This window comes from Halovenus aranensis, from assembly GCF_900100385.1.
In the GTDB taxonomy this organism is placed as follows: domain Archaea; phylum Halobacteriota; class Halobacteria; order Halobacteriales; family Haloarculaceae; genus Halovenus; species Halovenus aranensis.
The window spans coordinates 28,779-51,387 of record NZ_FNFC01000001.1 but is presented as its reverse complement, the minus strand read 5'-3'; the positions used below and the strand labels follow the sequence as shown (position 1 = coordinate 51,387).

Genomic DNA, 22,609 nt, shown 5'->3' with positions numbered 1-22,609 from the left:
GACACTGTGTCGGAACCGAGGACCGAACAGGGCGGGAGTGAATCGCGTCAACCCCGGTGAAAGACTGACACTGTTTATATACGAAGCCGAGTGAACCGTCAACGATGGAGTTCGAAGCACCGGTCGATGCGTGGTACGTCTGGTTCGGTGTCGCGGTCGCCAGTCTCGCTATCACGGGAGTCGCGCTCTCGCTACCGACACAGCCCCCACCAGACGCGGCACAGGCGGCAAACGCAATCGACAGAGTTGCTGGAAGCACGCAGGTCGCCACAGCGACAGTCAACCACGCCGCAGAAGAAGTCCGTCTCGGGACTAGTCGCATCTCGATGCGAAACGACGGTGGGACCGTTCACGCTACCCTCGCATTCGGTCCAGTTACACCCGTGACGGCCGTCGGAGACGCGACCGCCCGGCATGCACTGCAATCGATGCTCCACGGAACGCCGCCAGCCGAAGTGCTCGGCCGAACATCGTTCGATGCACTGACCGAGAGCGAACTCCAACAGGCGGTCGCAAGTGCCCGAGAGCGTCGGCGCAATCGCGGTCCCCAGTGGCGGCAAACAAGCGGGAGACTTCGGGTTCACAGCGTCCACCTCGACGGTGAACTGGTCGTGCTGGTCGGCAGCTAGCTGCCTGGATTTAACTTCGAGCGGGCCCTGCACAACTGCAATGTACGACAAACTCGCCGGACTGGCACTGCACATCGACGCTTGGGACCTCGAAACGCGAGAGCGTGAGACGTCGAGTGGGTTCACGCGAACGACCACAGTCGTATCACTCCGGGGCGGCGGCTACGTCGGGCGCGGCGAAGACGTCATTTACGAGACCGACCCACACGACAGGTTCGTCGAACACGGTGGCGACCTTCCGCTGGACGGTTCGTACACGTTTAACGAGTTTTCCGAGCACATTGGCGCGACTGACCTCTTTTTTCGCGGCGAGCCAGAGAGTGCGATATTCCGGAACTACCGCCGGTGGGCAATCGAGAGCGCGGCGCTCGACCTAGCGTTGAAGCAGGCCGAGACGACACTCGCAGCGCGTCTCGAACGGCAGTATGACCCCGTCAGGTTCGTCGTGAGCACACGCTTGGCCGAGCCGCCGACAGGTGAGCGTGTCACCTCCTGGCTCGACCGAGACCCCACACTCGAATTCAAGCTCGACCCGACCGGCGACTGGACCACAGAGCTAGTCGAGCGGCTCACAGCGACCGATGCAGTCCGTATTCTCGACCTCAAGGGTCAGTACGAGGGAACCGATGTCGACCAGGCGGCCGACCCGGCGCTATACGAACTGATACTCGAAGCGTTTCCCGACGCCATCGTCGAAGACCCCGAGATTACCGACGAGACGCGGCCCCTATTTGCGAGCGCAAAGGGACGTGTCTCCTGGGATTATCCGATACGAGGCGTCGAAACGGTCGAGGCGCTTCCCTGGGAGCCGGAGTGGCTCAACATCAAACCGTCTCGGTTTGGCTCCGTCGAATCGCTGTTGGCGACGATCGAGTACTGCGAGGAGCGTGATATCACGTTGTATGGCGGCGGCCAGTTCGAGCTTGATGTTGGTCGTCAACACCTCCACGCACTCGCATCGTTGTTCTACCCCGCTAGTCCAAACGATGTCGCACCGCGGGGGTACAACGACCCAGAGCCTGAGTCAGCGCTACCGGCGAGCCCGCTCTCGCCACCTGCTGCACCGCGTGGCTTGGGGTGGTGACTGGAGCGTTCAGGCTGGCTGCAAGGCGACACAAATAGCGTGAGCACGTCTGCTGGCTGTCGATAAAAAAGACGAACTGACAGGCCAGCGACACCCCACCCTGCTGAGGGACAATCGTGTTACAGAAGCCCCGTCTTCTGGAGTTTCATCAGGTCCTCAGTGTCCAGCGTCTCGCCTTCCTTGAACTTCTGGTAGATTTCCTCTGCTTCCTCGCGGGCAGCCTCTTCTTTCTCCTCGCGCTGTGCGCGCTCTTCTTCTTCTTCCTGCTTATCGAGTTCGCGGAGGCGCTTCTGGACACGGACGAAGTCCTCGTGGTGCTGGTCGGCGGCTTCCTGTACCTCGACGAACTCCTCGTGTTTCTCGTCGGCTTCGTCGCGGATGTCGTCGGCCTCGCGGTAGGCCTCGATCATCTTGTTGTGGTGTTCTTGGGCCTCGTCGGCGAGCTCGGTCACCTTCTGGTGGTGTTCGGAGGCTTCGGCACGCACTTCCTCGGCTTCGGCTTCGAGCTCTTCGAGGTCGTCGCTCTGGTCGAGCTTCTCGCGTTTCTCCTGGAGTTCCTCGCGTTTTTGCTCGATTTTCTCGATGAGTTCACGCTCGTCCTCGGCGTCGAGAACCTCGGTCTGCTGTTTGAACTCTAGGTCCTCGATTTCGGACTCAAGTTCTTCGATTTCTTTGCCCTCGTCGATTTTGAGGTCGTCTTTCTGCTGTTCGACCTCCTCGAACAGCTCGTTTGCCTTGGCGTTGAGGTCGTTGCGCTTTTCTTTGTGCTCTTGGACCTGCTCGTTGAGCTCGTCGCGTTTCTCGCGGTGTTCCTGGGCTTCGTCGACTTTCTCACGCGTTTTCGCGTTGAGGTCGTCACGGGCCGAGGCCTTCTCGGAGGCCAGCTGGTTTAGCTCGTTGCGTCGGTCTCGGAGCTTGCCTGCGAGCTTGATAAGCTCGCCTTTGGAGTTGTTTTCGAGTTGCTCTTCTGTGATTTCGATGTTGTTTGAGTCGTCGAGTACCTTTGACATGATTGTCCCTCTATGTGTAGGTCGATTCCATCTCCGTCCCCGCGGACGGCAATACAGCTACGGAGTAGCTGACGCCGATAACAAGTGTTGCCTGTCATGTCGGTCGTCGGGCTGTACTGCCGGAACGCTGGAACGTTCTGGTATCTATCTTTTCTATGGGATAGCGTTTAAATATTCCGGTCGATACCCCGTGTGGCGACAGTTCGCACATACCGGACAACCGCTGTGTCAGCCCCTGCAAACCGTTCACAGTGGATGCGACGCGCCGGTATGACAAGATTACGAGTATATAAACAGACCCTACAGTCAGTAGTTCTATACGAATGCGGTAGGAAGTCGACGAATACGTCGACGCAGGTCGGCCATCACTGGGCTGACAGCGACGGCACAGCTCAAGCGATTATTTGGCGTGTATCGGCGCTCACACGTCGTACTCGTTTTCGATACGGTGGTCGCCGACCTCCATCGTGAGGCCGACGGTTCCCTCATTTGGGACGGCGACAGCGCCGCCGCGCCAGTGATTCCCACCCTCGACGGTCAGGTCGAACTCGCCGCTCTCGTCGCCGGCCGTCCACGAGAGCGAGATGTCGAACGATTTTGGGAGGTCGTTGACGACCACGACCTCGCTCTCTCCCGGCGAGGTATCTGCGAGAAACGCCTGTAGCGGTCGGAGCGCGTTCTCGACTGCGTCGGCCGCGGCCTTGGCGTCCCCGTCGGCGGCGTAGACGCCCATTCCGGCTCGGTCGGTGTCGCGGAGTGTGAACGCGAGCGCGCCGACATCCGCGATTCGAAGCCGTTCGATAATCGTCCGGAGCAGCGACGCCTGGTAGGCCTGTGACTCCGTGACGCCCTCGGCGTGGCGCTCGTGTTTGGCGGCGTCGAATCCCGCGGCATCCCCGACGGCTTCGGCCAGCGCTCCGGCTCCGAACTCGGCGACGACATCGGTCGGGTACCGGTCGAGTAACGCCCCGATATCGCTCGGCTCGCCGTAGTCCCAGCCTGGGTAATACGAGCCGGCGTCTGCACCAGTTCCCGGCGGCCCGACAACAGGAACCACTGGCCTGTCCTCGGGGAGTTCCTCGGCGACCCGGTCGGCCGCCGAGCGGTCGTAGTTACTCCGCCAAGCCCGCCACCGCAGTCGGAGACTATCGAGCGTTCCGGTCCCGAGTCCGTCGGTAAACGGTTCGACCGGGTCGTCGTGGACAGTATAGACGGCGACACTCGGGTTCTGTGCGCGGCGGCGCGCCAGCGTCCGGGCGAGTGACTGTCCTCGGTCGACATCGAAGGCGCCGGGGCCGGTTAACGGGAGGTCCTGCCAGACCAGCAGCCCCTCGCGGTCGCACCGTTCGTAACACGCCGGCGGTAACACGCTCGCGTGTGCCCTGACGACGGTGGCGTTGAGCTCGCATGCGCGGTCGACATCTGCTTCGGTCCCACCAGTGAGATTGACGCCCCGTATCGGGACGCGCTCGCCGTTGACGCGCAACGCTCCGCCCTCGCGCGCAATCTCACAGATGCCAGTGGTGACAGTGCGCTCTGAGTCGCCAAGTTTCGCCCGGAGCGTGTAGCGGTTCTGCTCGCCGAGTTCGCGTGGCCACCACCGTGCCGGGTCGCGAACCTCGACGGCGTGATGAACCCGCTCGCGTCCCGGACCGGCGGTCTCGACGCGTTCGCGGTCCATCATTCCGGATCTCCGCGAGTCGCCTGCGGGCCTGAGCGAGTAGGTGATGCGGTCTGAGAGCGCCTCGTCGCTAACCACGGTCGCGGTCACGTGGAGCCGTGCGCCGGCGTCGGTGAGTTCCGGCCGGACACTCAGGTCTTCGATGTACGGGAGCGGGCGGCCTTCGAGCGTCGCGCCCCACCAGATACCGGGGACCCGCGCTTGCTCGTGGAGGCTGTCGGTGTCGTGGATGCCGCCAAAGCGGTCCTGTGGCCGTCGGCAGGTGACGACCACCTCGTTGTCTTCGTAGGGGTCGAACGCCACGCGACACGGGTCGAAATAGGCGTCGTGTGAGACGGGTCCGTTCCCCCCGATTCGCTCGCCGGTCACGTGGACTTCGGCCTGCGCGTAGAGCCCACGCAGTTCGAGGACGGCAACGTCGTCGTCGGGGTCACGGGGGTCTGTGAACTGTGTCTTGTATTTTACAGCGTCGCTGCCGGCCAGCTGTGCTGGTTTTCCCGGGACAGAGACGGTATGGCTCCCCGACCGACCGCCGTCGAGCGCCGATGCCTGCCACTCCTCGAGCATATGTCGCTCGCCGTTCGCCGTCGTCATATCAGTTACGGGAGCGGTACTCAGCCCGGCCGCGTCCGCGACCACATCCACTTCGAGGCTGTCGTTTATATCCCAGAACACCGTACGACCGCACGTGTCACAGCCGTCGTATCTTCGGTATTTCCCGTACGATTCACCCTACGACCACCAGCGCGAGGCGATGGCGCAGGTGTACGAGGCGCTCGACGACGGGACGGACATCCTCTTCGAGGGCGCAACGGGGACGGGAAAGACCCTGGCGTCGCTGATACCGGCGCTCGAATACGCCCGCAAGACGGACAAGACAGTGGTCATCACCACCAACGTTCACCAGCAGATGCGGCAGTTCCGCCGCGAGGCAAGCGCCATCGCCGCCACCCAAGACGTACGGGCGGTCGTCTTCCGTGGCAAGAGTTCGATGTGTCACATCGACGTTGGCTACGAGGAGTGTCAGGCCCTCCGGGACACGACCCGTGACCTCGTCGACGCCGAGCAAGAGCTTGCCGACCTCGAACGAAAACAGCGCGACCTCCTCGACCGGAGCCAACAGGGCGACAGCGACGCCACTGAAGCGCGGGCGGCCGTGATGGACGAACTCGACGCCGCCGAGGACGAGCTGGCAGAGTTCGAGGAGCAGGCGACCTGCGACCACTACTACCGGAATCTGACGACGGATACGACTGAGTTTTTCGCGTGGCTGTACGACGACGTGCGCACGCCCGACGACATCTACGAGTACGCTCACGAGCGGGGACTCTGTGGGTACGAACTCTTGAAAGAGGGAGTCGAGGGGGTCGACCTCGTGGTCTGTAACTACCACCACCTGCTCGACCCGATGATACGCGAGCAGTTCTTCCGGTGGCTCGGCCGGGACCCCGAGGACGTTATCGCCATCTTCGACGAGGCCCACAACGTCGAAGACGCTGCCCGCGACCACGCCCGCAAGACGCTCACTGAAAACACTATCGTGAGTGCCCTAGACGAACTGGAGGAAGCGGACGACCGGCGTTCTGACGGCGCGTACAACCTCATCTCGACGTTTCTTCGGGCGCTCCGAGAGACCTACGAGCGCCAGCTCGACGAGGGGGCATACGACACCGACGTACCCGGTCCCGAGCAGATAGACGACCACTGGACGGACCTCTCGATTGCCAACGAGGACCGGCGTGACGACCTGACGCTGACTTTCCTCCAGTCGTACTCCGGGCCCGGCTACGAACAGGAACTCGAGGAGGCACTCGACCTCGGCAACGAACTCGACAGACAGTACGACCAGGCCTACAGGAACGGCGAGACGAGCGTGCGAAAGGAGTGTCAGACGCTCCAGACCGCTACGTTCCTCGAATCGTGGCTTGGCGAGACCGACGAGACGGGGACCTATCCGGTCGTCAGCCTCCGCCGCGAGCAACGCGGTGGCGATGTCGACGAGCGAATCAACGACACCAAAGGCGACATCTACGGACGCGTCGAGTTGTACACGTGTATCCCCGAACAGGTGACCCAGTCGCTGTTCGACGACCTCCACGCCAGCGCGTTGATGAGTGCAACGTTGCGTCCCTTCGACGTGACCGAGGACGTGCTGGGGCTCGACGACCCCGAGACGATGGCATACGGGGCACAGTTCCCCGAGTCCCGTCGGCGGACCTACGCGGTCGACGGCCCGGCACTGTTTGCCAGCAACCGCGACGACCGCGATGTCCAGGAAACCGTGACGAGCGTCCTCGAAGACACCGCTCGGATGACGCCGGGAAACACGCTCGCCTTCTTTCCGAGTTACGGCGAAGCCGCCCGGTATCACGAGCGCGTAACGACCGGTACGACCTACCTCGACGAGCCTGGAACGCCCGCCCAGGAACTCCGGGAGCAGTTCACAGACGACGACGCCGGCATCCTCTTTACTTCGCTGTGGGGAACCCTCGGGGAGGGCGTGAGCTACGACGGCGACGACGCCCGGAGTGTCGTCGTCGTCGGCGTTCCGTACCCGCATCTAGACGACCGGATGGACGCCGTCCAGCGCGCCTACGAAGCCGAGTTCGGCGACGCGAAGGAGGAGGCTGGCTGGCGCTATGCCGTCGAGATTCCGACGGTCCGGAAGACCCGCCAGGCGCTCGGCCGGGTTGTTCGCTCACCCGAGGACTTCGGGGCGCGAATCTTGCTCGATGCCCGCTACACCGAGCGGGCTGAAATCGAGATGCCGGAGTACGCCGTCCGTGGCACCTTCCCGCCAGAGGAGCGCAACGAGATGATAGATGTCGACCCCGCGAAACTCAAGTTCGGCCTGCTGAATTTCTACGGCGATATGGACGCTTACGGAGGCGACCCGCCGACGCCCTGACTGTGGTTGCTGTGGGTCATTACCGCGAGGTGATGAGAGGGTCTGTCTTGGAGCGCACAAACCCTCGTTTGTGCCGGCGTGTCAAAGAGTACCCCGAGAATCACCACGAACCGGCACCACAACCGTTATTGAACGAGAGAGAATCCGGGCAGGCATGGAAGACGTTCGCGCAGTCGCCCGCTCGTATTTCGACGACGAGATGAACCCGGCCCACGACTGGCACCACGTCCAGCGCGTCGAGCGTCTCGCCGATACCCTTCTCGATACCTACGACCGAGCAGAGGAGACCGTCGTTCGACACGCCGTCTTACTCCACGACATCGGCAGAGTCCGCGAAGACCGCGGCGACATCGACGACCACGCGAGTTGGGGTGCCCGGGAGGCCGAGGACATTCTCGCCGACCGCGGGGTCGACGAGTCACATGTCGACGGTGTTTGTCACGCTATCCGCGTCCATCGGTACTCGAACGACCTAGAGCCCGAAACACTCGAAGCCGAGATTCTCTGTGACGCCGACAACCTCGACGCGCTCGGTGCCGTCGGGATAGCGCGCTGTTTCAGTTACGGCGGCGAACGCGGCGAGACGATCTACGACCCCGAGATACCCCTCACCGAGGACGATACGTCGGCGGGAGCCCACCAGTACAACCACTTCTACAAGAAGATTCTCGACCTGCCAGAGCGGATGTACACCGACGCCGGCCGAGCGATTGCCGACGACCGCAGCGCGTTCGTCGAGTCGTTTCTCGACCGCTTCGACCGCGAAATCGCCGGCGATGCCTGACCTCTCGGGTACCTGACCCGACAGGCGTCAGACGCGTGTATGACAGAGGAATTAGATATTTATTGTTATAGATAGTGGGTACGGCTGTACCAACGATGAGCCGGGAGACACTGTTCGCCGTGGGTGGACTGGGCGGCGCCGTCGTGGCGGCGGCACTTGCCGGATATCTGCTGGGCCCACAGGTCGGCCTCGGAGTCGGCGCACTCGGGGCCGTCGCGGTGGCTGCCGGGGTTGGCCTCTACCGACATATCAGACACCTTCACGACCAGCAGGCGGCCCTCGAACAGCAGGTCGAACAGCAACAAGAGAAGACGACGACCTACCGGCGACAGTTCGAGCAGACACAGAACCAGCTAGAGGAGGTCAAAGCGGAGATTTCGACGTCCACAGAGGATTCAGCGCGGTCGACCACAGAGCAATCGGCCGACACCTCGTCATCGCCAACCGACGAGAGTGGACAGGCGGCGGAGTCCGAGCCGACATCTGCCAGAGACGTGGCCGAGTCGGCGGCAGCGATGAGCCAATCGTCGGATGCACGCGAGTCAAGTTCGCCGCCTCCTCGGACTGACGGGTCGGCCGAGCCGGAGCCGCCAGCCGACAATCCACCGGCGGAGACAACCACGAGGGCACAGGCCGGGCCGCCGTCGCTGGCGACGGTCGTCGAGCAGTCCTGGCAGAGCGTCGAGACACACTCTGTCGTGCTGGAGATTATCGACTCGAAGCCACTCGAAGCCGACCCAGAGCAGGTGCGGTCGGCGCTCCGGGACCTGATTCGGACTGTCGTCGCCGGGCAAACAAACGACGGTCAGGTCTTCACCAGCCGAGCAATCACACTCCGGGCACAGCACCGGAATCCACAGAGCGACGTGACTATCGAGAGCGACGGCGGCTACACTCCGGCGCGAGACGCCCCCGACAGACGGGTCGTCCGAGTCGGGACGACCGAGAACGGAATCTACGTCGACTGTACGACCACGCTGGCAGACAGCCAGCAGGAGGCCCGTCTGGAAGCCATTCAAAAGCAGCTACGCACCTGTGGCTGGTCGCTCTCCGTGTCGCGTCACACCGGCGGCCACCGAATCGAAATCGACCAGACCGGGGCCAGAAAGCGTCGCCCCGCCTGATACATGAAAATGCTGACATAGCATCGCCACCGTTTTGACCCAGTGGGGCGACACCTCCGGTATGGAAGAGCGTTCGTACAATCGAGATGCGACCATATCGGCCGACGGAATCACGGTCCATCAGCTCTATACCGAAGACGAGTTCGAGGTGCCAGCGGTGGTTCTCAAGCTCGTTTCGGACCGTCCCGAACGGTGCCAGGTCCGTCTCGCAGTGCCGAGTCTCGACGCCGACCGCATCGGCTTTCATCCGGATTTCGACGGCGACGCCTGGACGGTACGGGACGGGAGCCTGGAGTTCGAGGCCGACCTCGCCCCCGACGCCGAGCTGACGACGCTCTATCTCATCGAGAACGCCGACGACGCCGTCGCCACCCGTGCGCTCGAAGACTGCCGGATTGCCGCGGTGACAGCCCTCGAAACCGCCGAACAGTCTGCCGGTCGCGGTGCCGAAGACGTTATCGAACAGGCCGACTCGCTCTCTGAAAGTGGGTTCGAGCCCGTCGACGACGAGACCGGCAGTGCCGAGCCGATAGAGACCGAGACCGCGGAGTTTGGGACGGACCCTGACGACATTCTGGTCGACCCCGACGAGGAGCCACTGACAGTCGAGGACAGCCAGGGCGACGACGCGGTCGACAGTGATTCGGCCGAGTCGGGTGTGTTCGAGGAGACCGAGAGTGCCGAGGACTCGGCGGACCCCGGAGAGAGCGACCCGCTCGCAACTGAGGCGGAACCCGACCCACTCGCGACGGACAGCGAGACCGACGACCCCGCAACGCCGACAGACGAAAACACCCAGGAGGACACAGAGATGACAGCAAGCGAGCAAGAGCAACGAGACGTATCGTCGCTTTCGACAGCAGAGCTGGTGAGCGAGCTACAGAGTCGTCTCGACGACGGCGACCTGACGCCGGAACAGCGCCGACAGCTCGACGCGGAACTCGGCGACGGCGACGCCGGTGACGCCAGAATTGCACACCTCCAGTCGCGGATGAGTGACATCGAGGCGTTCAGTTCCTCGATGGAGGACGTTCTCGACGAACACGGTCCGCCAGCGGCGGTGTTCGGCGAGTTCGAAGAGCGACTCGAAGCGATGGAAGCCGAAATCGCGGAGATGAGCAACGAGGTCGAAGCCACCGCGGAGTGGCGCGAGACCGTCGAACCCCGACTCGACAGCGTCGAGAACGACGTCGAAGAAGTCGACGAGAGTGTCACTGGGATGGAAGACAGCGTCGAGGAACTCGAATCCGAGGTCAGTGCCATCCAGAGCTGGCGCGAGAAGGTGACAGGTGCACTGAAGACGTTCATGGATGAGTGACGCCCGAGAACCGGGAGCTACAGAGCGATGACAGAATCGACACGACGCCACGGCGGGACGAACGCCCTCGCCTGTCAGGTGACCATATACCGGCGAGAGTCGTACGTGGCGGTCAAATTCATTCTCAAGAACGTGCGCGAGGAGCCTGTCACCGTCACGTACCGCCAGACCGTCCCGGACGACCTCGCGCGAGACCACCTCAGCTTCACCGCGAGTTACATGGGCGACGCCTGGAGCGTCGAAGATGCGACGCTCGAATTTAGCACAGACATCGACCCGGGCGAGCAAATCGAGACCGTCTACGGCATCAAGCGCGTCGACATACCGGCGCTCGTCAATTTCATCAACTACGGGACTATCGTCGTCACGCAAGGCGAGACCACAGTCGAGACGCTGACCGATATCGACCCCGACATCGAGGGCGACCCCGAAGAGACAGCACAGACCAACACCGAGGAGAGTGCAGACGAGCCGTCAGTCGACGAGGAAAGTGAGACCGAGCCCTCGGAGTCGGAATCGTCGACAGGCGACTCATCGCAGACGAACGTATCAGTAGACGACGCCCGGGCCGGGACAGAGCCTGACGAGGGCGGCGACGATTCACAGGACGACGCCGGCGATGCCACAGATGAACGCTCGGTCGCGGCTGACGCGGACGACACAACAGAAAGCGACGACGGGGAGTCGATTCAGTGGGTGACGCCGACCACGGCAGACACGTCGGTGACGGGAGATTCCCCGGCGACGACGGCCGAGGAGTCAGAAGCCGGCGACCACATCGACGGCCCAGACACCACGACGGGCACAACTACGGAGACAGACCACCCGGAGGGGTCGACCACGAAGGCGGACGACGACCCGGAGCGCGAGACGGCCACCGGTGGACCAGCCGATGGGGAAGCGGCCCACGTGCCGTTCTCGGACGTGGGAGACGACGACACAGAACGGGCACCCGCGCTCCCGGCGAACCCGGAAGACTACATTCTCGAAGACGTGCGCGGCGAGATAGAGTCGTCAGCAGAGTTCGAATGGGTCGAGTTGGCCGTCGACGCCACAGAGGAGACAGACGACAGCGGCGTTCTCGGGTGGGTCCGCTCGCGGCTTCCCTTCTAATCGGACGACATCCAGGTGCTCGCCTGCGGTTCCGTCGGGTCAGTCGGCACTTCGAGCAGCGTCGGCGCGTCGGTATCGAGCGCGTCGGTGAGTTCGGCTGCTATCTCGTCGGGGCGGCTCGCTTGCGCCGTCTCGAGGCCCATTCCATCAGCGATGGTCGCGAAGTCAAGCGGGGCGTCAGCCCAGCTATAGGCTTCCTCGGGCAAGTCGAAGGAACGTCCTGCCTCTTCGCTGATGATGGCGTAGTCACTGTTGTTGAAGACGAGGACAGTGACCGGAATCTCCTCCGAGACTGCGGTGTGTAGTTCGTGAAGGCACATCATCAGACCACCGTCGCCGGTGAGGACGACGACGTCGTCGTCGGGATTTGCGAGTTGTGCCCCAAGTCCCGACGGGAGGCCGGTGCCCATCGTCGCCCAGGAGCCGGGATTGACATACGACCGCGGGCCGGCGGCCTCGAAGACGTTGAGTCCCCACACGCGGAACCCGCCAGCGTCGGCCGCGACGACCGTCTCCTCGGGGATGGCCTCTCGGACCGTTCGGAGCGCCTGGACTGATGTGAGGGGTGGCTCCTCGCCCAGCAGCGGTTCGATACGGTCGGCTGTGCCCGCACGGACAGCGGTGGCGCGCTCGATGCCGTTCCCATCGGGCGTCGTCCGGTCGTCGAGTTCGGTCGCCAGCGCGTCAAGCGCCGCGGTCGCGTCCGCGACGATACCGACCGTCGGGTCGTATCCCGTCCCGAGGTCGTCTGGCGAGAGGGTTACGTGGACGAGCGCCTCCGGGACCTCGACCGACCAGGCCCGCGTCGCGACCGCGTCGAAATCGGTCCCGACCGCGAGCATGGCGTCGGCCTCGGCGAGACAGTCGAGTAGCTCCGGGCTGGCACTGCCCGAGAGCGCGCCGGCGACGCGGTCGTCGCTGTCGGGAACTGCACCTTTCCCCTTGTAGGTCGTCACGATAGGCGCGTTCAACGCCTCGGCAACCGCACGCAGGCGGTCACTCCCACCGGAGGCCCGGACGCCGCCGCCGGCGAGGATGACCGGCTCACTACTCGACGCCAGCAGGTCTGCACCTGCGGCCACGTCCTCGGCGGGTACGTCGGTCGTGTACTCTCGCGAGTACGTCGCCGGAGTAGCCAGGGCCACGTCCTGTTTGAGGAAGTTCTTTGGAATCCCCACCCTTACCGGACCCTTGGGCGGTGTCATCGCTGTATCTATCGCCTGCTGGAGTTCGACGAGTGTGCTCTCGGGGCTGTCGACGACGGTGTTGGTTTTGACGACGTTGTCGTAGGTGTCGGGCGGCGTCTCGTGGATACCGTCACCACCTCGAATCTCGGGGCTGGTCTCGACGGCGATATGCACCAGGGGTGTGCAGTCGTTCAGGGCGTTTTTGAGCCCGTTCATCGCGTTCATATCGCCCGGTCCCGGGATGACGACCGTGGCGGCGGGCCTGCCACTCGTTTCGGCGTACCCCCAGGCGGCGTGAGAAACCGCCGTCTCGTGGCGCGCGACGACGAAGTCGATGTCGTCCCGGTTGCCAATTGCCTCGTTCAGCGGTAGCGTCTGCTTGCCAGGAATGCCAAAGAGCGTATCGATGCCGTTCTCGGCGAGTCGTTCGATAACTGCGCGGCCGACCTTCATATGTAGTCACTCTGGCGAGGCGGATATAAACGGCCTGCATTCACCAGCGTCGTCGGAAGGAAGCGAAGACAGCACGACTGGAGATAGATATATCCGAATAGAAACACGCATATTTGACAATGCAGCCGGGCCACTGGCCGTTATCTGTCTTGCTTTTGGGCTGTTGTCTGCTCGTCGTCGCGGTGGTGGCCGCGTTGGTCTGGCGACAGCGACCACAGGCGGGCGCGGCCGAGTTGACCGCGCTCCTGTGTGCGAGTTTGGTCTGGGGCGGTATCTACGCCGCTGGCTTGCTCACTCACGAGGAGGGTACCAGACGGCTACTCGAACGGGTGATGTGGGTCGGTGTGACGACTGCACCCGTAGCGTGGCTTGTCTTCGCTCTCTCGTACACCGGCCGTCGTCGTCTGATTACCAGACGACGCATCGCTGGACTGCTCGCCGTGGCCACACTCACCGCCGCGGCCGTGTTCACGAATCCTATCCACGAACTCATCTGGACGAGCGACGAGATAGTCGTCACCGGCGGCGTCGCCGTGGCAGTACAGACGTTTGGCCCGCTGTTCTGGCCGGTTGCACTCTACAACTACGCACTCATCCTGGCCGGAGCGTTCCTCCTGCTCAGCCTCGTTTTCACGGCCGAAGGGCTGTACGTCGACCAGTCGGCCGCGCTCGTGGTCGGAGCCATCGTCCCGGTCGCCGCCAACTTCCTGTCAGTACTGGGTATCGCCCCAATCGAGGGGCTCGATATGACACCGTATGCAGTCAGTGTAAGCGGTGTCGCGTTCGGCTACGCGCTTACCCGATACGACCTCTTCGAGTTCGTCCCTGCGACGCGAGCGCTTGGTCGGGACGCCGTTATCGACAACATGCTCGATGCCGTCCTCATCGTCGACGACCAACGCCGCATTGTCGAGGTAAACCCGGTCGCGGAGTACGCCTTCGACATCGAACGCGACTCGGTCCTCGGCAAGCCACTGGAGGCCCAGTTCGACGACGTGACGCTTCCCTCGCCCGGCGAGACGGTCGAGCTTACTGTCGCTCGGGGGAACCGGACCTTCGAGATGACCGCATCGCCGCTCTCTGACTGGCAGTACCGGACCGTCGGGCACCTCCTCGTGTTCCGAGACGTGACCGAGCGCACCCTGCGCGAACAGCGTCTGAGTGTCCTCAACCGTGTCCTCCGGCACAACCTCCGGAACCAGTTGACCGTCGTCAAGGGACAGGCAGAAGTCCTCGCCGAGGGGCTTGAGGACCCCGAGCGCCAGCTCGCCGAGGACATTCAGAAAGCGGCGACCACGCTAAACGGCGTCGGCGAGAAGGCCCGCGCTATCGAGCAGGTCATCGGTCTACAGACCAGTCCCGTCGAGATAGACGCGGCAAATATCGTCGAGACAGTCCTCAACGAGTACGACGAGCCGGGCGTGACCCTCCAGACAGACCTCCCGGACGAGCTGTCGCTCACCAGCGCCCATACCGGCCTGCTCGACCTTGTCGTCGAGAACCTCGTCGAAAACGCCATCGAGCACAACGACAGCGACGACCCGCTGGTCGAGGTGCGACTGCGCGAAGTCGGCGACCCCGACCCGCGGGCCGTGTTGGTCGTGGCGGACAACGGACCGGTCATCCCGGACGCGGAACGCGAGGCAATCGACGCTGCAATCGAAACGCCGCTCCAGCATTCGAGCAGCCTCGGCCTCTGGACGGTAAGCTGGTGTGTCCAGCGTCTGGGTGGGCGACTCACATTCGAGACGAGCGAATACGGCGGCAACCGAATCGAAGTGTCGCTACCGGTCGAAAACGTCTGGACGCCGCGCTCACACGGCACACGGAGACCACCGTCGCAGGCAGACAGCTAGTTGTGTCGGGTCAACAGTCCACAAACCCGGGAATCGAAGAAACATCTATACTTATCGAGTGGGTTTGGAACACAAACCGAAATGACCGAGACCAGACTCGACGAGGACAATCTACACCTCTTTCTGGAAACCGCGGAAGCGGCCGGTCACTCCATATACATCACGTCTGTAGACGGCACCATCGAGTACGTGAACCCGGCGTTCGAGGAGATTACCGGATTCAGCGAGAGCGAGGCCGTCGGCCAGACGCCGCGCATCCTGAAATCGGGCGAACACGACCGCACGTTCTACGAGGAGCTGTGGGAGACGATTCTCTCCGGCGAGGTCTGGCGCGACGAAATCGTGAACAAGCGGAGAAACGGGACGCGATACGTCGCCGACCAGACGATTGCGCCCATCGAGGAGGGCGGCGAGGTCACGAGATTCGTCGCAGTCAACGTCGACATCACGAGACGGAAAGCACGCGAGCGCCAACTCGAACGATTCCGAAACGCGGTCGAGCACGCCGGTCACGGCGTCCTCATCACGGACACGCAGGGCACCATCCAGTACGTCAACAGCGCCTTCGAGGAGACGACGGGCTACTCGGCGGCGGAGGCCATCGGCGAAGACCCCTCGCTGCTCAACTCCGGCGAACACGACGAGGAGACCTTCCGCGAGCTGTGGGAGACGATTCTCTCCGGCGAGGTCTGGCAGGGCGAACTCGTCAATCAGCGTAAAGACGGGTCGCGGTACGTCGTCGACCAGACCATCTCACCGCTCACCGAGAACGGCACCATCGAGGGGTTCGTCGCCATCAACCGCGACGTGACCCGGCTCAAGAAATACAGGCGAGAGATAGAAAAGCAAAACGAGCGCCTCGCCGAGTACGGGCAGACGGTAGCACACGACCTCCGGAACCCGCTGGGCGTCCTGAAAAGCGAACTCGAAGCGCTGCAGGCCGAGGCCACGGCAGCCGGCGGCGACAGCCTGGTCCAGCGCTGTGAGAACGTCACCGATATCGCCGAGCAGATGGAGTCACTCATCGACGACCTCCTCGCGATGGCAGAGCAGGGACAGCTCGTCGTCGACCCCGCCCAGATATCACTGCAGGCAGTCGCCGACGCCGCGTGGGAACAGACCGCCGCCGCCGAGACGACACCGTGGGAGGTCGACCATCCGGAGGCGACGTTGACGGTCCAGGAGACTGAACTTACCGCCGACCCGGACCGGGTGACGCAGTTGCTCGTGAACCTGTTTCGCAACGCCCACGAACACGGCCCCGAGAGCGTCAGCGTCCGCGTCGGTCCCCTGGATTTCGAGCGCGGCTTCTACGTCGAGGACGACGGCCCCGGCATCCCCGAGGACCAGCGCGAGGCGGTGTTCGAGCGCGGCATGACCACGAGCGAGGAGGGCACTGGCTTTGGCCTCTCGATTGTCGACCAGATTGCCCGCTCGCACGGCTGGGAGGTCACGGTCACCGAGGGGACCGAAGGCGGCGCACGGTTCGAGTTCCGGGCCGAAAGCGACCACGCCGCGGTGTTACAGACCATCGACACGGCGTGACCCCTGCGCGGTGAACCCGGTCTCACCGCCGTCAGTCCGGACGTTTTGAAATTCGTTGCCAGCAATTCGAATTTCGAAAGTCGCCTTCGAGTTTCGTACCATTCCGTCGGGCTTATTACGATGTACGGACTCCAACCGACAATGACAGAGGGAGAAGACCGGACAATACTGCTCATCGGGAGCGGTCCAATCCAGATCGGACAGGCGGCAGAGTTCGACTACTCGGGGGCACAGGCCTGTCGGGCGCTCCAGGAGGAGGGCGCACGCGTCGTGTTGGTCAACTCGAATCCCGCGACCATCATGACCGACCCGGACATGGCCGACGAGGTGTACATCGAGCCCATCAACACCGAGGCAATCGCCGAGATTATCCGGAAAGAGCGGCCAGACGGCGTTATCGCGGGTCTGGGTGGACAGACCGGCCTGAACGTCACGGCCGAACTCGCCGAGGAGGGAGTGCTGGAGGAGTACGGCGTCGAGGTTATGGGGACGCCGCTGGATACCATATACGCGACCGAAGACCGCGACCAGTTCCGCCAGCGGATGGAGGCCATCGACGAGCCGGTCCCCGAGTCGGTCACCATCGAGAGTATGGACGAGGTCGAGGAGGCCGTCGAGGCCGTCGGCGGTCTGCCGGTCATCATGCGAACGACCTACACGCTCGGCGGTGCCGGGTCGGGCGTCATCGGCGACATGGACGAGCTCAAAGACGCGGTCAGGAAGGGACTGAGTCTCTCCCGGGACAACCGCGTGATGATTACCGAGTCAATCGACGGCTGGATAGAACTCGAATACGAGGTGATGCGCGACGCCGACGACTCCTGTATCATCATCTGTAACATGGAGAACATCGACCCGATGGGGATTCACACCGGCGAGTCCGTCGTCGTCACCCCCTCGCAGGTCATCCCCGACGACGGTCACCAGGAGATGCGCGACACCGCGCTGAAGGTCATCCGCGAACTCGGCATCCAGGGCGGCTGTAACATCCAGTTCGCCTGGCACGACGACGGCACGCCCGGCGGCGAGTACCGCGTCGTCGAGGTCAACCCCCGCGTGTCGCGGTCCTCGGCGCTGGCTTCGAAGGCGACGGGCTATCCCATCGCTCGCGTCACCGCCAAGGTCGCACTCGGCAAGCGCCTCCACGAAATCGACAACGAGATTACCGGCGAGACGACGGCGGCCTTCGAGCCCGCTATCGACTACATCGTCACCAAGGTCCCGAGATGGCCAAAAGACAAGTTCCCCGACGTGGACTTCGAGCTCGGGCCGGCGATGAAATCGACCGGCGAGGCGATGGCCATCGGCCGGACCTTCGAGGAGTCGCTGCTCAAGGCGCTTCGCTCCTCGGAGTACGACCCGGCGACGGACTGGGGCGACGTCACAGACGACGAGCTTGAGACCGAGTATCTCGAATCGCCGACGCCGGACCGGCCGTACGCGATGTTCGAGGCCTTCGAGCGCGGCTACGCCGTCGAGGAGGTCGTCGAGCTGACAGAGATTCGAGAGTGGTACGTCGAGCGCTACAAACGCGTCGCAAGAGCCGCCGCGGCCGCGAGCGACGGTGACTTCGAGACGGCCGCGAACGTGGGCTTTACCGACCAGGAGATTACAGCACTCGCCGGCGGCGAGTTCAACGATACCCACGCCTCCTGGCTGCCCGAGTCGCTGGGCGACACACAGAGCGTCGAGGGCAACCCCGCGCCCGACGGCGGCACCGCTATCTCGGTGGACGCTGTCGCCGGGCGCACGGTCGACCGCGACTTCAAGCTGGTCGACACCTGTGCCGGCGAGTTCGCCGCTTCGACGCCGTACTACTACTCGACGCGTGACCCGGTGTCGACGCTCGACCGCGACGAACTGCAGGTCGACCGCGACATCGAGAGCGTCGTCGTCGTCGGCGGCGGCCCGATTCGCATCGGTCAGGGTGTCGAATTCGACTACTGCTCGGTACACGCCGTGCGGGCACTTCGGGAGATGGGCATCGACGCCCACGTCGTCAACAACAACCCCGAGACCGTCTCGACGGATTACGACACCTCTGATGGCCTCTTCTTCGAGCCGATTACGGCCGAGGAGGTCGCCGACGTTATCGAGGCGACCGAGGCCGACGGCGTGATGGTCCAGTTCGGCGGCCAGACCAGCGTCGATATCGGCCGCCCACTGGAGCAGGAACTGGACCGGCGTGAGCTCGAGTGTGAGGTGCTCGGCACCTCGGTCGACGCGATGGACCTCGCCGAGGACCGCGACCGGTTCAACCGGCTGATGGGCGGTCTCGGAATCGCACAGGCCGAGGGTGCGACCGCGACCAGCGAGTCGGAGGCGCTGGAACTGGCTCACGACATCGGGTACCCCGTGCTGGTCCGGCCGTCCTACGTGCTCGGCGGCCGGGCGATGGAAGTCGTCTACAACGACGAGGACCTCGAAACCTACATCGAGGAGGCCGTCCGGGTCTCTCCAGAGAAGCCAATCCTCATCGACGAGTTCCTCGCTGATGCCGTCGAGCTCGACGTCGACGCCGTCGCTGACGGCGAAAACGTCCTCATCGGCGGCGTGATGGAACACGTCGAGACCGCCGGCGTCCACTCCGGCGACTCGGCGTGTATGATTCCGCCCCGGTCGCTCGGTCGTGACGTGAACCGCCGGGTGCGAGAGGTCGTCGAGAACATCGCCCAGGCGCTCGATACGGTCGGGCTGTTGAACGTCCAGCTTGCGGTCAGAGATGGCGAGGTCTACGTGCTGGAGGCGAATCCGCGGTCCTCGCGGACGGTGCCTTTTGTCTCGAAGGCGACGGGCGTCCCGATTGCCAAGATTGCGGCGAAGGTGATGGCCGGTGCCTCCCTCGAAGAACTCGACTACGAGGAGCAGATTCCCGACGAGGTCAGCGTCAAAGATGTCGTCTTGCCGTTTGACCGGCTCCCGGGCAGTGACCCGCGGCTCGGGCCGGAGATGAAATCGACCGGTGAGGTAATGGGGACGGCGTCGACGTTCGGCAAAGCCTACGAGAAAGCCCAGATGGCACGCGGTCGTCCCATCCCCAAAGAGGGTGTCGCGCTCGTCGACCTGCCGGTCGTCGGCTTCACCGAGTTCTTCGACGTACAGGAGTTCGATGACTTCGACAGCAAGGAGGCGGTCACCGACGCGCTACGGGCCGGCGATATCGACTTCGTGCTCACCCGCGACCGTGACGTACTCGAAGTCTGTGTCGAGGAGAACATACCGTACTTCTCGACAATCGAGAGCGCACAGGCGGGACTAGAGGCGATTCGTCACTCCGGGGAACCCATCGACGTCGAGCCGGTCGACGACCGTCCGAAACTCCAAGAGTACTGGGGCCAGCCAAAGACCCGAGAGGACCTGCGCACCCAGATTGAGGCGTTGCGCAGCGTCGCCGACGCCGGCTACCTGCAGGCGATGGCCGACGAGGGCGGCGACCTCGCGGCTTTCGGTGACGCGCTCGATACGGTCGTCGAGACCATCGACAGCTCTGTCCTCCTGATGGAGGCGAGCACTGGCGACGGCGACGACCTCGACAGCCTCGAGACCGGGCTAACCGAGCGCGGCTACGACGCCCGCCTCGCCGACGCGCTGCCCGACGTCGAGGGGCGGCCCGCAGAGGAGAAACGCGCCATCTACATGATGCTCTCGAAGTTCTCGATACTGGTCGACTACGACTCCTCGCGGCGTCTCTCGGAGTACGAGACGGCAAAGGCACACAACAACGTGCTCGCCTACCTCGTTCCCACCGAGAGCGACCGCCAGACAACGCACATGATTGGCGGACACGAAGACGGCAACCTCGACCACATCCGGAAATTCGAGTTCGACGAGGAGCCGACCGACGTACTCGACGAGGTAATCAGTTGGGCCGAATCGGTCATCGGACGTCGAAGGGAGTCGACCCGCGACCGGCTCCCCTGGAGCCGGTAACACGGTCCGAGTTGTACGACTACCTGACTAGTTGGGCACGTTGTTATTATACCGGGCCGTGATAGTTGTCCTAGGTGCCGCCAAAATCAGCCGTCCCCGTTGCCCACGTGTGACCAATGATACCGCCTGAAACGTACTTCCAGTTTCACCTCGTGTTCACGCTCCCCGTGATAGCACTGCTGGTCGCTGCCTCCTGGTATCGTGGCACGCGGCTGGACAGTCCGGCCGCCGTGGCCGGGATGGTCGTGATTCTCGGACTCGCGCTTGGCTACACGACTCCCTGGGATAATCTGCTTATCGAGGTCGGCGTCTGGTGGTACGGCGACGGCGTCGTCTGGCGGACTATCTGGGTCGCACCGGTCGGGGAATACCTGTTTTTCCTGGCACAGCCGACGGCGACGCTTCTGTTCTTGGGCCTGTTCGAGTTCCCTACTGACATGTCGCTGTCACTTACTGTGCGCGAGCGACTGGCCGGACTGTTGAGCGGCGTCGGGGTGAGTCTGGTCGGCGTGTGCCTGCTCCTCGCGGGAGACTCCTGGCTCTATCTCGCCTCGATTCTCGTCTGGGCTGGGCCGGTCCTCGCGATTCAGTGGGCGTTTGGCTGGACGTATCTCGTCTACATCCGTCGCGCGGTCGTGGCGGCGGTGGCCGTCCCGACGCTGTATTTCTGGGTCGCCGACTGGACGGCCATCTCGCTCGGCCTCTGGACAATCGCCGACACGTACTCGGTCGGACTCGCGCCGTTTGGCTTTCCGGTCGAAGAGGCCACGTTTTTCGTCGTCACGAACCTCTTCGTGGTCCAGGGATACGTACTCTACTGCTGGCTCGTCGCACAGTGGCCAACGGTGACACCCACCAGCCTGCCCGGCGTGACAGGCGACCCGAGTGAGAGATGACAGCAGACAGCGCTCGCCGGTCGCTCGTCCGGCTAACAGTCGTCCCCGGCTGGGTCGTTTTCGCTGTGATAACTGCCGCGTTCGCCGCGGGGCTCACGGTCCCGCTCAGATACCAGTTCGTCCCGCTGGTCGCCAGTGTCCTCGTTTTCGGGCTACCACACGGCGCGGTTGACCACCTCGCACCGACCAGAGTCCAGGGACAGCCGCCGACCGGGCGCTCACTCGCGGCCGTGGGTGTGCTGTATGCTGTCGTCGGTGGCTGTTACGCACTGGCCTGGTTTCTGGCCCCGGTTGCCTCCTTTGCCGTCTTCATCCTGATTACCTGGCTCCACTGGGGGCAGGGGGAGGTTCATTCGCTGGTTGGCGTGCTTGGCGTCGACCACCTCACGACGCCAGCCCAGCGGGCACTGACTGCACTGGCCCGCGGCACGCTCCCGATGCTCGTCCCGCTTGTCGCGTTCCCCGAGCAGTACCGGCTCGTCACCGAGACGCTGGTCGGCCTGTTCACGACGCCGACGCTCGGCTGGGCCGAAGGCGCGTTCACGCCCGACGGTCGTCTCGTGGTCGGTGTCGTGGTCGCCGGACTGCTGGCGGGGTCGCTCGCGCTCGGATACGTCCGCGCCCAGCGCCGGCGCGACTGGCTTGTCGATGCCGGCGAGGTGGGGCTGTTGGTCGCGTACTTTGCGCTCGTCCCGCCGGTACTCGCGGTCGGGCTCTATTTCACCTGCTGGCACGCGCTCCGACACGTCGGTCGGCTGCTCGCTATCGACCCGACCGCACGCGAGCGGCTGGCCGACCGAGAATACGGACAGGCGTTGGGTCGCTTTGCCCGCGACGCCGCGCCGCTGACAGCCGTGTCGCTGGTCTTTCTGGGGGTGTTCTACTGGCTGGTGCCGGTCGCGCCCGGCAGTATCTCGGAGTGGGTCGGCCTCTATCTCGTGTTGATAGCGGCGTTGACACTACCACACGTGGTCGTTGTCGCCTGGCTCGACCACCAGCAACTGGTCTGGACCTCGCGGCCGGCGCTGCTCGCCGAGCGCCAGTGGGAGTAGCCACGCCGAGACACACGCTCGTCGCCGGTCGCTGCGTTT

General features: G+C 63.8%; 14 protein-coding genes and 1 pseudogene. 12 read left to right on the top strand and 3 right to left on the bottom strand.

The window, feature by feature from the left end:
* Positions 1-104 precede the first annotated feature (104 nt).
* Together BLR34_RS00245 and BLR34_RS00240 are read left to right on the top strand one after the other, a co-directional pair.
* Positions 105-629, top strand: a complete 525-nt coding sequence (locus tag BLR34_RS00245; RefSeq protein ID WP_092698230.1) for a DUF7283 family protein — start codon at positions 105-107, stop codon at positions 627-629.
* Positions 630-669: 40 nt separating this feature from the next.
* On the top strand, positions 670-1,713 hold the full coding sequence (locus tag BLR34_RS00240; protein ID WP_092698228.1) for an enolase-like domain-containing protein: 1,044 nt from the start codon (positions 670-672) through the stop codon (positions 1,711-1,713).
* A 119-nt stretch (positions 1,714-1,832) separates the two neighbouring features.
* Here the strand turns inward: BLR34_RS00240 and BLR34_RS00235 are convergent, their stop codons facing one another.
* A complete protein-coding gene (locus BLR34_RS00235; protein WP_092698226.1) occupies positions 1,833-2,723 on the bottom strand; it encodes a coiled-coil protein in 891 nt (296 codons plus the stop codon).
* 421 nt (positions 2,724-3,144) lie between these two features.
* Positions 3,145-5,079: a glycoside hydrolase family 2 protein gene (locus BLR34_RS00230; RefSeq protein ID WP_245683159.1), complete on the bottom strand. Its 1,935-nt coding sequence runs from the start codon at positions 5,077-5,079 to the stop codon at positions 3,145-3,147.
* A gap of 13 nt (positions 5,080-5,092) precedes the next feature.
* Here BLR34_RS00230 and BLR34_RS00225 point away from each other — a divergent pair, with 13 nt between their 5' ends.
* The 5 genes from BLR34_RS00225 (at position 5,093) to BLR34_RS00205 (ending at position 11,651) form a co-directional block, all read left to right on the top strand.
* Positions 5,093-7,312, top strand: a complete 2,220-nt coding sequence (locus tag BLR34_RS00225; RefSeq protein WP_092698224.1) for an ATP-dependent DNA helicase — start codon at positions 5,093-5,095, stop codon at positions 7,310-7,312.
* A gap of 154 nt (positions 7,313-7,466) precedes the next feature.
* Entirely contained in the window at positions 7,467-8,096 is a 630-nt protein-coding gene (locus BLR34_RS00220; RefSeq protein WP_092698222.1) for an HD domain-containing protein, read from the top strand.
* Positions 8,097-8,191: 95 nt separating this feature from the next.
* Positions 8,192-9,220 carry a hypothetical protein gene (locus BLR34_RS00215; RefSeq protein ID WP_092698220.1) on the top strand — a complete coding sequence of 343 codons (1,029 nt, stop codon included), beginning with the start codon at positions 8,192-8,194 and terminating at the stop codon, positions 9,218-9,220.
* Positions 9,221-9,281: 61 nt separating this feature from the next.
* Positions 9,282-10,538 (top strand): hypothetical protein, encoded by a 1,257-nt coding sequence (locus tag BLR34_RS00210; RefSeq protein WP_092698218.1) that lies wholly within the window; start codon positions 9,282-9,284, stop codon positions 10,536-10,538.
* A 27-nt stretch (positions 10,539-10,565) separates the two neighbouring features.
* The gene (locus BLR34_RS00205; RefSeq protein ID WP_092698216.1) at positions 10,566-11,651 is read left to right on the top strand and encodes a hypothetical protein; all 1,086 of its coding nucleotides are present in this window, start codon (positions 10,566-10,568) and stop codon (positions 11,649-11,651) included.
* Here BLR34_RS00205 and BLR34_RS00200 read toward each other — a convergent pair.
* Positions 11,648-13,291, bottom strand: a complete 1,644-nt coding sequence (locus BLR34_RS00200; RefSeq protein ID WP_092698214.1) for a thiamine pyrophosphate-binding protein — start codon at positions 13,289-13,291, stop codon at positions 11,648-11,650. The two genes, BLR34_RS00205 and BLR34_RS00200, sit on opposite strands and share 4 nt — an antisense overlap.
* Before the next feature lie 119 nt (positions 13,292-13,410).
* On the opposite strand from BLR34_RS00200, the gene BLR34_RS00195 reads away from it, so the two are divergent.
* From BLR34_RS00195 to BLR34_RS00175, 5 genes and pseudogenes are all read left to right on the top strand, one after another.
* Positions 13,411-15,147 (top strand): sensor histidine kinase, encoded by a 1,737-nt coding sequence (locus tag BLR34_RS00195; RefSeq protein ID WP_092698212.1) that lies wholly within the window; start codon positions 13,411-13,413, stop codon positions 15,145-15,147.
* A gap of 81 nt (positions 15,148-15,228) precedes the next feature.
* Complete coding sequence (locus BLR34_RS00190) at positions 15,229-16,692, top strand: PAS domain S-box protein (protein WP_092698210.1); 1,464 nt, start codon at positions 15,229-15,231, stop codon at positions 16,690-16,692.
* A 141-nt stretch (positions 16,693-16,833) separates the two neighbouring features.
* Positions 16,834-20,028: pseudogene (gene carB, locus BLR34_RS00185) on the top strand (carbamoyl-phosphate synthase large subunit); the annotation flags it as partial.
* A 710-nt stretch (positions 20,029-20,738) separates the two neighbouring features.
* On the top strand, positions 20,739-21,518 hold the full coding sequence (locus BLR34_RS00180; protein WP_092698208.1) for a lycopene cyclase domain-containing protein: 780 nt from the start codon (positions 20,739-20,741) through the stop codon (positions 21,516-21,518).
* Positions 21,515-22,570: a Brp/Blh family beta-carotene 15,15'-dioxygenase gene (locus BLR34_RS00175; protein ID WP_092698206.1), complete on the top strand. Its 1,056-nt coding sequence runs from the start codon at positions 21,515-21,517 to the stop codon at positions 22,568-22,570. Before BLR34_RS00180 ends, BLR34_RS00175 begins: the two co-directional genes overlap by 4 nt.
* The last annotated feature ends 39 nt before the right edge of the window (positions 22,571-22,609 follow it).

Bases quoted from the DNA above. Each gene is read 5' to 3' on its own strand.
- BLR34_RS00245 (WP_092698230.1), top strand. From the start codon at position 105: ATGGAGTTCGAAGCACCGGTCGATGCGTGGTACGTCTGGTTCGGTGTC.
- BLR34_RS00240 (WP_092698228.1), top strand. From the start codon at position 670: ATGTACGACAAACTCGCCGGACTGGCACTGCACATCGACGCTTGGGAC.
- BLR34_RS00235 (WP_092698226.1), bottom strand. From the start codon at position 2,723: ATGTCAAAGGTACTCGACGACTCAAACAACATCGAAATCACAGAAGAG.
- BLR34_RS00220 (WP_092698222.1), top strand. From the start codon at position 7,467: ATGGAAGACGTTCGCGCAGTCGCCCGCTCGTATTTCGACGACGAGATG.
- BLR34_RS00215 (WP_092698220.1), top strand. From the start codon at position 8,192: ATGAGCCGGGAGACACTGTTCGCCGTGGGTGGACTGGGCGGCGCCGTC.
- BLR34_RS00210 (WP_092698218.1), top strand. From the start codon at position 9,282: ATGGAAGAGCGTTCGTACAATCGAGATGCGACCATATCGGCCGACGGA.
- BLR34_RS00205 (WP_092698216.1), top strand. From the start codon at position 10,566: ATGACAGAATCGACACGACGCCACGGCGGGACGAACGCCCTCGCCTGT.
- BLR34_RS00200 (WP_092698214.1), bottom strand. From the start codon at position 13,291: ATGAAGGTCGGCCGCGCAGTTATCGAACGACTCGCCGAGAACGGCATC.
- BLR34_RS00195 (WP_092698212.1), top strand. From the start codon at position 13,411: ATGCAGCCGGGCCACTGGCCGTTATCTGTCTTGCTTTTGGGCTGTTGT.
- BLR34_RS00190 (WP_092698210.1), top strand. From the start codon at position 15,229: ATGACCGAGACCAGACTCGACGAGGACAATCTACACCTCTTTCTGGAA.
- BLR34_RS00180 (WP_092698208.1), top strand. From the start codon at position 20,739: ATGATACCGCCTGAAACGTACTTCCAGTTTCACCTCGTGTTCACGCTC.
- BLR34_RS00175 (WP_092698206.1), top strand. From the start codon at position 21,515: ATGACAGCAGACAGCGCTCGCCGGTCGCTCGTCCGGCTAACAGTCGTC.